Source organism: Flavobacterium sp. FlaQc-49 (assembly GCF_044005985.1).
Taxonomy (GTDB): Bacteria; Bacteroidota; Bacteroidia; order Flavobacteriales; family Flavobacteriaceae; genus Flavobacterium; species Flavobacterium cupriresistens.
On sequence record NZ_JBIPCS010000033.1, the window covers coordinates 1 to 776 of the forward strand.

Annotated in this window: 1 pseudogene; it reads right to left on the bottom strand. The window is 37.9% G+C overall.

Annotated features, from left to right (window positions below):
- Positions 1–776 (bottom strand): annotated as a pseudogene (locus ACHRV3_RS22955) (glycoside hydrolase); the annotation flags it as partial.

Sequence of the window (776 nt, forward strand, 5' to 3'; positions counted from 1 at the left end):
CGCTGATCCTAAATTTATAGCAATCGCCGAAGCTGTTGGCGCAGTAATAGCAACCACCGGTTTAGTCACAACCACCGCTTGTGTATTGAAATTATAAACTTGTGGCGTAGTTGGCATTGCGAAATTCGCCAGATTGTTTGGAAAATAAGCTACTTCCCCATTCTGCCAAGAATTCATTTTTAAGCTTGTTATGTTAGTATAACCAGATAAAACTGAATTAGCATAGCTGAAATTTCCTGAAGCATCAGTAGTAGCAATAATGCTTACATAACCGTGTGTGTTGTCTGTCCAAGGTAAAATCAATTCTACTTTAGCGCCTGAAACTGGACTTGATCCGCTTTTAACACTTCCGCTGATTAAAGTTCCACCTGCAACAACTTGTTGCACAAAGTTTAATGTTTTATTAGCAGCAATAGCAGTATAAACTGTCGATGCCGGAGTAAAACTTAATCCTGTTTTTGCAGCTGTAACTGTATAATTTGACCCTGAAACTAAACTACCAAGTGTATAATTTCCACTTGCGTCTGAAGTAGTCGTTAATGTAGTTGATCCAGAAAATGCTAAAATTGTAACTCCCGAAACTGCAGTTGCTCCGTTTAATACTGATCCACTTACAGTGTAATATACTGGAGTAACCACTTGTGTAAAGTTCAACGTTTTATTTGCAGCAATTGCAGTATAAACAGTTGAAGCCGGTGTAAAACTTAAACCAGTTTTCACAGCTGTAACCGTGTAATCTAAACCTGCAACTAAATTTGCAATTGTATAATTTCCGC